At 69.2% G+C, this 7,531-nt stretch carries 5 protein-coding genes and 1 pseudogene; 2 read left to right on the top strand and 4 right to left on the bottom strand.

From position 1 onward, the window contains the following. Positions 1 to 370 precede the first annotated feature (370 nt). From AB0915_RS37240 to AB0915_RS37230, 3 genes are read right to left on the bottom strand one after another with little or no spacing between them, the layout of a single operon-like run. Positions 371 to 1,654 carry a hypothetical protein gene (locus AB0915_RS37240; RefSeq protein ID WP_366695564.1) on the bottom strand — a complete coding sequence of 428 codons (1,284 nt, stop codon included), beginning with the start codon at positions 1,652 to 1,654 and terminating at the stop codon, positions 371 to 373. Positions 1,655 to 1,692: 38 nt separating this feature from the next. Further along, positions 1,693 to 2,961 carry a HAMP domain-containing sensor histidine kinase gene (locus AB0915_RS37235; protein WP_366695562.1) on the bottom strand — a complete coding sequence of 423 codons (1,269 nt, stop codon included), beginning with the start codon at positions 2,959 to 2,961 and terminating at the stop codon, positions 1,693 to 1,695. Beyond that, positions 2,952 to 3,605 carry a response regulator transcription factor gene (locus AB0915_RS37230; RefSeq protein ID WP_366695560.1) on the bottom strand — a complete coding sequence of 218 codons (654 nt, stop codon included), beginning with the start codon at positions 3,603 to 3,605 and terminating at the stop codon, positions 2,952 to 2,954. The genes AB0915_RS37235 and AB0915_RS37230 overlap by 10 nt, the downstream gene beginning before the upstream one ends. A 312-nt stretch (positions 3,606 to 3,917) precedes the next feature. Between AB0915_RS37230 and AB0915_RS37225 the strand changes: the two genes are divergently transcribed. Further along, positions 3,918 to 4,652: an IS6 family transposase gene (locus AB0915_RS37225; RefSeq protein ID WP_366695558.1), complete on the top strand. Its 735-nt coding sequence runs from the start codon at positions 3,918 to 3,920 to the stop codon at positions 4,650 to 4,652. Between the two features lie 100 nt (positions 4,653 to 4,752). After that, positions 4,753 to 4,881: pseudogene (locus AB0915_RS37220) on the top strand (ROK family protein); the annotation flags it as partial. A gap of 39 nt (positions 4,882 to 4,920) precedes the next feature. Here the strand turns inward: AB0915_RS37220 and AB0915_RS37215 are convergent. After that, positions 4,921 to 7,332 carry a SpoIIE family protein phosphatase gene (locus AB0915_RS37215; protein ID WP_366695556.1) on the bottom strand — a complete coding sequence of 804 codons (2,412 nt, stop codon included), beginning with the start codon at positions 7,330 to 7,332 and terminating at the stop codon, positions 4,921 to 4,923. Positions 7,333 to 7,531 lie beyond the last annotated feature (199 nt).

Genomic DNA, 7,531 nt, shown 5'->3' with positions numbered 1-7,531 from the left:
GTCGGGTAGCCCGGGGAACAGACGCCCCGGGCTACCCGACCCCGCGTCGTTGGATGGCGAGGACGTTGGGTGGCGGGCCTTGGTGTTGCGCCAGCGCAGGTAGGCGTGGAGGGCCCGGGTCTGTCTGGTGACCGGCGCCTGCTTCTGGCGCATCCGCCGCCACCGCGACTGACCAGCGTGGGGCAACAGCGGGTCGGTCGAAGCCATTGACGCCGGCTTCGACCGCCCACAGGAGTCCGCGGACATGGCCGGGCTGCCACAGGCGGCCGTCTGCACTGTCCACGGCTCGTCGGCGTCTGCCGAGGCGGCACGGTTCTCGGCGTGGCCCTGCACACTCAACCCGCTGGCCGGATGAGTCGGCGGGGGTCTGTCAGCCCATGTCCGTCAGGAGGGCGTTCAGTTCCTTCTCCTGCTGCGCAGGCGACATCGGCGGGTTCGAGTGATCGATGCCGAAGGTCTTCAGAACTTTGTCCATCTGGGCGTCGATAGAGGTCCAGCCGGTCTGGTCCAGCGGCTGCAGCGAGGCTTGGTCGGCATCCCACAGGTCACGCAGCGACTGGGCGGCCGCGTGCGCGCCGGTCGCGTTCCCCGAGCGTGCGTCCTTGAGCGAGGTGGAGGCGAGGGTCTTCAGCGCATCGACCTTGACGGGCGGGAATTTCTTCACCGCCTGGCCAGGAGCCATCTGGACGGCGGAGGTGTTGTCGGTCTCCGGCGCCGGGCCGACGTGCGGCTGGCTGTGGGCCCAGACCAGCAGGCCCGTGGTGGCGACGGCCAGCAGGCCGAAGCCGGCCAGTGCGACGCGCTCCTTGCGCGGGTCGCCGGTGGCGTGGGCGGCGTGGGCGGCGTGGGCGGCCTCGTAGGTCTCGGTCACGTCCGAGCGCGTCACCGTCAGGTAGACCACCGTCGCCAGGATCAGGCCGAGGAAGATCAGGCTGGTGGTGAACGTGCCCAGCGCGAGACCGGTCGGGTCACCCGGGTTCTGGGCGACCTTGGGGGAGGCCAGCCAGTCACCGATGTTCGCGCCGAGCGGGCGGGTCAGGATGTAGGCGAGCCAGAAGGACAGCACCGGGTTCGCGCCGAACTTCCACAGCAGCGTGATCGCCGCGATGAGGCCGAGCGGCAGCAGGACCGAGGCGCCCGGGCTCCAGCCGGTGAGCTCGAGGGTCCAGTCGCCGGTCGCGGTGCCGAGCGCGAAGGTGACGAGAACGGCGAGCCAGTAGAACGACTCGCGCGGCAGCGTCGTGACCGAGTGGATCGAGAGGGTGCGCTCGCGCAGCCACCACACGCCGAAGACCACGGCGAGCAGGACCGAGAACACGGCGGAGCTGATCCACAGCGGCACGTTGAGCTGGTCGGTGAGGATGTCGGTGTACAGGGTGCCCGTGACGCTGACAACGACCACGGTCAGCCAGTAGGGGAACGGGACGTACCGCTTCAGCCGCAGCTGGACGGCCAGGACCATCACGAAGACCGCGGTGAAGATCCAAGCCGTGTTCACCAGGCCGACGCCCAGCTTCATGTTGATCCAGTCGGCGAAGCTCTCACCCACGGTGGTGCACAGGACCTTGATCACCCAGAACCAGATGGTGACCTCGGGGACCTTGTTGAGCATGAGGCGCCCACTGCGCGTTCGGGCTTCCGTTGTCGTTGTCATGCAGGAAGGTTTACGGGGGGAACCTGCAAGCAACCTGACTACGTGGCTGCGCGCGCGGCCGGGAGTGTCACCTCGACGTGCCCGCGGCCGTCCGCGATCGCGCGGACCTCCACACCGGCCGAGGCGGCGATGCGCCTGACCACCGGCAGCCCCAGCCCGTACCCGCCGCCGCCGGTCACACCCGCTTCGAAGACCCGGTCGACCTCGGCGGGATCGAACCCTGGGCCGTCGTCCAGGACATCGACCACGATGGCCTCGCCCTGGTTGCGCGCGGTGATCCACACACGGGACTTCGCATGTCGCAGGCCGTTCTCCAGCAGGGGTGACAGCAGCGACACGGCGACGTCGGGCGCCACGGCGACGTCGACCTTCGGCGGAAAGGCGATCTCGACCGCGCGGCTGCCGATCGCCTGCCGCGCGGCGGAGCGCAGATCACACCGGGTCCCGTCGTCCGTCCGTGCGCGCGCGGCGCGCAGAATCGTCGTGATCGCCGCATCGAGGCGGTCGACCTCGCTCAGCACCGCCTCCGGCACCACAGGCTCGCCGGACAGCTGCGCCAGCTGCGCCTCGCCTCGCAGGACCGTGAGCGGTGTCCGCAGTTCGTGGGCGATCTCGTCGGTGAGCCGGCGCTCGTCTGCCAGCGCGTTGTCGACGCGCTCCAGAAGGCGGTCCAGGGTCTGTCCCAGTTCCCCGAACTCGTCGCGGGGGACTCCGAGGTTGAAGCGGCGCCCGGGTTCGTGATGACCCCAGTCGTCGGCGAGGGCGGCCATCTCGTGCACGACCCGCAGCGCGCGGTGCACCACGAGGTGCGCGACACCGCCGGCGAGGAGGATCGTGAGGCCGCCCAGTATCAGCGACAAGGTCAGGCTGCGCTGCTCGGATGTCTCGTAGGGCGTGAGGTCCACCTGGACGATCACCATGACGTGGTGGCCGTCGACCGGGACCTGCCGCGCGTACAGGAGGTGGTCGCCGACGGTCGCGGTCTGCGATCGCCCCGAGTCCGCCAGCTCCTCGACGCGGCCGACCACGCTCGCCGGTACGTTCCCGTCGATCAGACGGCCGTCGGCATACACCCAGGCGACCTCGTCCAGCGCCTCGCTGCTGTTCTCCGTGAGCACGACACGGCCGCCCTTGGCGCTGACGTTCGCCGCGACCGCCTCGGCGCGCGTACGGGCCAGATCGTGTGCGTCGGCGTCCGTCACCCTGCTCAGCAGCACGTGCGAGACGACGACCAGGATGGCGACCACGGCGGTGGCGATCAGCACAGTGAGCGCGACGACGCTTCTGCGGAATCCCGTCACTGCCATCGGTAGCCCACGCCGCGGACGGTCGCCAGACGCTCGGCCACACCCAGCGGACCGAGCTTGGTCCGCAGCCGGCGCACGTAGGAGTCGAGGGTGTTGTCGCTGACCTGCGCTCCGTGGGGCCAGCCGGCGGCGATGAGAGCGTGGCGGCGTACCGCGTCGCCCTGCGAGGCGATCAGGCGGCCCAGTAGCCGGAACTCGGTCGGGGTGAGGCTCATGCTCACCGCATCGTAGGTCACCATGTGCTTCGCCGGATCGAGGACGACCTCGTGCGGTGCGGGCGCCACGGTGGCCCGGCGCAGCAGCGCTCGGACGCGGACCAGCAGTTCCGGGATGTCGAAGGGTTTGGTCATGTAGTCGTCGGCGCCGGCCTCGAAGCCACCCACCTTGTGATGCAGGCCATCCAAGGCGGTGAGCATCAACACCGGCACGTCGACGCCGCGAGCCCGGAGGGCCAGGCAGACATCGCGGCCGTCGGCGTCCGGCAGCCCGAGATCCAGGACGACCAGCTGGGGCGCCGGTGCGAGCTGCCGCAGCAGGCTGTCGGCCGTGGCGGCGACGGAAACGGTGTGGCCGTCGTGCTCCAGGGCGCGCTTGAGGACGCCACGGACCGCCGCGTCGTCTTCGCACACCATGATGAAACCCACGTGCTGACCCTAAATAGTCCGGCCCCCGTTCTCCATCTTCCCTGATCAGCCGCCTGACGGTCGAGAAAGGCTGGTGCAGGCGGACGAGCACACCGTCCCGGACGTGATCCACAGGTTCAACGAGATCGGCCTGGCCTGCCTGGACCCTCGGTGGGCGGCAACCACGCCGCCGCCAGGGCCTGCATCGAACGCCGTATCGCCACCGCCTGACCCCGGCCCAGCCGCTTTCGCTTCTGTCGATCTTTGGGCGACAGCACACCACAGGGCGTTGTCACGTTGGCTGGTCGAGGCGGGATGATCTTCGGGTTGATCATGTTGGAAAGGGGGTCGCTGGTGTCGTCTGTGTCGCCGTCGTACAAGGGGCACCGGTACCCGGTCGAGGTGATCTCGCACTGCGTGTGGTTGTACTTCCGCTTCCCGTTGTCATTCCGTGAGGTGGAGGAGCTGATGCTGCAGCGCGGCGTCATTGCGTCCTACGAGACGATCCGCCGGTGGTGTCTGAAGTTCGGACAGTCCTACGCCAACGCGCTGTGCCGCCGACGTCCCCGCCCCGGCGACACGTGGCACCTCGACGAGGTCTTCGTCACGATCAACGGCGAGCAGAAGTACCTCTGGCGCGCGGTCGACCAGGACGGCAACGTGCTGGACATCCTCGTCCAGAACCGGCGCAACAAGGCCGCGGCCAGGCGCTTCTTCCGTCGGCTCCTCAAAGGAATCGGGGCCGTGCCGAGGGTGATCGTCACGGACAAGTCCTACGGGGCGGCCCACCGCGAGGTGATGCCCTCGGTCGAGCACCGCTCCCACAAAGGCCTGAACAACCGGGCCGAGAACTCCCACCAGCCAACGAGGCAGCGCGAACGCGCCATGAAAGGCTTCCGCAGCGTCGGAGGAGCTCAGAGATTCCTGTCCGCGTTCAGCGGCATCTCACCCCACTTCCGGCCACGCCGGCACCGGATGACCGCCCCCGACCACCGCACCGAGATGACCGTCCGCTTCGTGATCTGGGACCAGATCACCGGCGCCACCGCCCCGCCCACCGCAGCGTGACCCACGCCCCCGCCCGACCCCCACACTCCCTGACGCGCCCTCAACCGATCAACACCCCACCAACGTGACAACGCCCTTGGGCGCGTTCAGCAGGCTGCGGATGTCGGCCGGTGACAATGTGCTGCTGGTCAAGGCGGGTACCGGGATCGGGCCGGGACTGATCTGCGGGGGCCGGCTGCACCGGGGGGCGCGGAGCGCTGCCGGCGATCTCGGGTACACCGTCGTCGCCGAGGAGTCCCGTCACCGGTGCTGGCATGTACGGCTCTGCTCAGCTGTCGGGGAGGTCCTGGTCGGCCCAGATGGTCTTGCTGAGCCGGGCGTAGCGGGTTCCCCAGCGCTGGGTGAGATGGGCGACCAGGAGCAGGCCGCGTCCGCCCTCGTCATGTACCCGGGCGCGCCGGAGGTGCGGCGCTGTGCTGCTGTTATCGGAGACCTCGCAGATGAGGCTGCGGTCGTGGATCAGCCGCAGTTGGATGGGTGGCTGGCCGTAGCGGATCGCGTTGGTGACCAGTTCGCTGACCACTAGCTCGGTGACGAGTGCGAGTTCCTCCAGTCCCCATGCGGTCAGCTGGTTGAGGGCGTTCTTGCGGGTTTGGGCGACGGCTGCGGGTTCGGACGGGACGTCCCAGGTGGCGACTTGGTCGGCTGGTAGAGCGCGGGTGCGGGCGAGGAGCAGCGCGATGTCGTCGTCGGAGCGACGGCGGAGCGTCGCGTCGAGAATGGTGTCGCAGGTGGCCTGAAGAGAGCTGGCGGGCTGGGCGAGGGCGTGGCGCAGCGCGTCGAGTCCTTCCTCGACATCGCGGTCGCGTCTTTTGATCAGGCCGTCGGTGTAGAGGGCAAGGGTGCTGCCTTCCGGCAGTTCGACCTCGGCTGTTTCGAAGGGAAGATTGCCCAGGCCGAGCGGCGGGCCGGCGGGGAGGTCGAGGAAGTCCACGGTGCCGTCCGGGCCGAGCACCGCGGGCGGGAAGTGACCGGCGCGGGCGAGGGCGCAGTGGCGGGAGACGGGGTCGTAGACCGCGTACAGGCACGTAGCACCGATGTCCCCGGTGGCCTGGGGGTCGGAGTCGGCGGGGGCTTCTGCGGACAGGCGGATGACGAGGTCGTCCAGGTGGGTGAGGAGCTCGTCGGGCGGGAGATCGATGTCGGCCAGGGTGTGCACCGCGGTGCGCAGCCGGCCCATGGTGGCGGATGCCTGGATTCCGTGGCCGACGACATCACCGATGACCAGGGCGACCCGGGCGCCGGAGAGCGGGATGACGTCAAACCAGTCGCCGCCCACACCGGCCTGAGTACTGGCAGGCAGATAGAGGGAGGCGACCTCGAGCGCTGTCTGCTCGGCCAGCCGCTGTGGCAACAGGCTGCGTTGGAGGGTCACGGCGATGGTGCGCTCGCGGGTGTAGCGGCGGGCGTTGTCGATGCAGACGGCCGTTCGGGTCGTGATCTCCTCTGCCAGCAGCAGGTCGTCCCGCTCAAAGGGCTTCAGGCTTCGATGGCGGATGAAGACGGCTACTCCCAGGGGGGTGCCGCGGGCCCGCAGCGGCACCACCATCACCGAATGGGTTCCCGCGTCGCGGAGGCGGGCGAACTGGGCAGGTTCGTGATCCGCCCATCGGGCGAGGGCAGGGTCGGTCATCCGGTACGTGGTCGGCCGCATCGCCAACCACTCGGCAGGAGGGGAGGACTCGGGGTAGGTGGCCGCTTCTCCCAGTCCGAGCGCGGACTCAGGTGTGCCCTGAAGGATGGACAGCTGGGCAGTACGGCGCATGGTGACCGGGCCCGCCACCGGGGCAGGCGGTGGCTCGCCGCCGGCATCGAGGCTGGTCAGCAGATCGACGCTGGCAAAATCCGCAATCCGGGGAACGGCCAGGTCAACCAGTTGCTGTGCGGTGAGGGCCATGTCCAGGCTGGTGCCGATGCGCGTGCCGGCCTCGTTGAGGAGTAGTAGCCGTTGCCGGGCCTCGTATTGCTCTGTGGTGTCCTGCGCCGCGAAGCAGACCCCGCACAGACGGCCGCCCGGGTCGTTCAGCGGGGCGAGATGGATCGCCCACGCATGCTCGCGGCTCTCGCCCGGGACGCGCAGGTATATCTCCAGGTACTGCCGCTCACCAGTGTCCACCACGCGGCGCATGGCACGCTCGATCTTCTCGCACTCCGGGTCCGGTACCGACTCTCCCACGCGCATCCCGCGCAGCTGGTCCGTGGTGAGAGCGACTACGCGTTCCTCGTCGGCGTTCGCCCGCACATACCGCAGATCCGCATCGAAGATCGCCAGACAGCATGGCGCCTGGTCAAAGCACCACTGCACTGGAATGCCGTCGCCTGGTGGGCGCGGCCCCCGCGCCGTGCCCCATACGAGGAGCCAGTCGGACCCGTTCTGCGTCACCCGACGATGCGCGAGCAGCTCACCCACCACACGGCGGCCGTCCTGGTGCCGCACCGCCACCTGGCCGCTCCAACTCTGTCGCCCGGTGAGACTGTCCCCGACAGCCTGGACATCCTCAGCGAGAAGCTCGGCAGCCGGCCGCCCCACGACATCCCCTGGCCAGTAGCCGAACAAACGCCGCGCCCCGGCACTCCACCCGGTCACAATGCCCTGCTCATCGGTAGTGGCCGTGATGACATCCGCTGCACCGAAAGGATCACCGAGCGGATCTGTGAACGTGGTGCCGTGTCCCGCCATGGTGACTCCTACGAAGAAGACTCTTCTCTGACAGGGATATCGCACCTGGGCATACGGTGCATAGGCGTTGTCACGTTGTCGGGGGTGTTGGTGCTTGGTGGGGTGTCGGGGCGTGCTGGGGCCGGGTTCCGGCTCCGCGCTCAGGCCGTGGCGGGCAGGCCGGCGGTGCCGGTGGCCTGCTCCCAGATCGCGAAGCGGA

Source organism: Streptomyces sp. NPDC048411 (genome assembly GCF_040704695.1).
Classification (GTDB): Bacteria; Actinomycetota; Actinomycetes; order Streptomycetales; family Streptomycetaceae; genus Streptomyces.
Note: the sequence above shows the minus strand (reverse complement) of the source record. Positions and strands in the feature narration are given on the sequence as shown.

What these genes read in the sequence shown, in the direction of transcription:
- AB0915_RS37235 (WP_366695562.1), bottom strand. Translation starts at nt 2,961, where the DNA reads ATGGCAGTGACGGGATTCCGCAGAAGCGTCGTCGCGCTCACTGTGCTG.
- AB0915_RS37225 (WP_366695558.1), top strand. Translation starts at nt 3,918, where the DNA reads ATGTTGGAAAGGGGGTCGCTGGTGTCGTCTGTGTCGCCGTCGTACAAG.
- AB0915_RS37215 (WP_366695556.1), bottom strand. Translation starts at nt 7,332, where the DNA reads ATGGCGGGACACGGCACCACGTTCACAGATCCGCTCGGTGATCCTTTC.
- AB0915_RS37240 (WP_366695564.1), bottom strand. Translation starts at nt 1,654, where the DNA reads ATGACAACGACAACGGAAGCCCGAACGCGCAGTGGGCGCCTCATGCTC.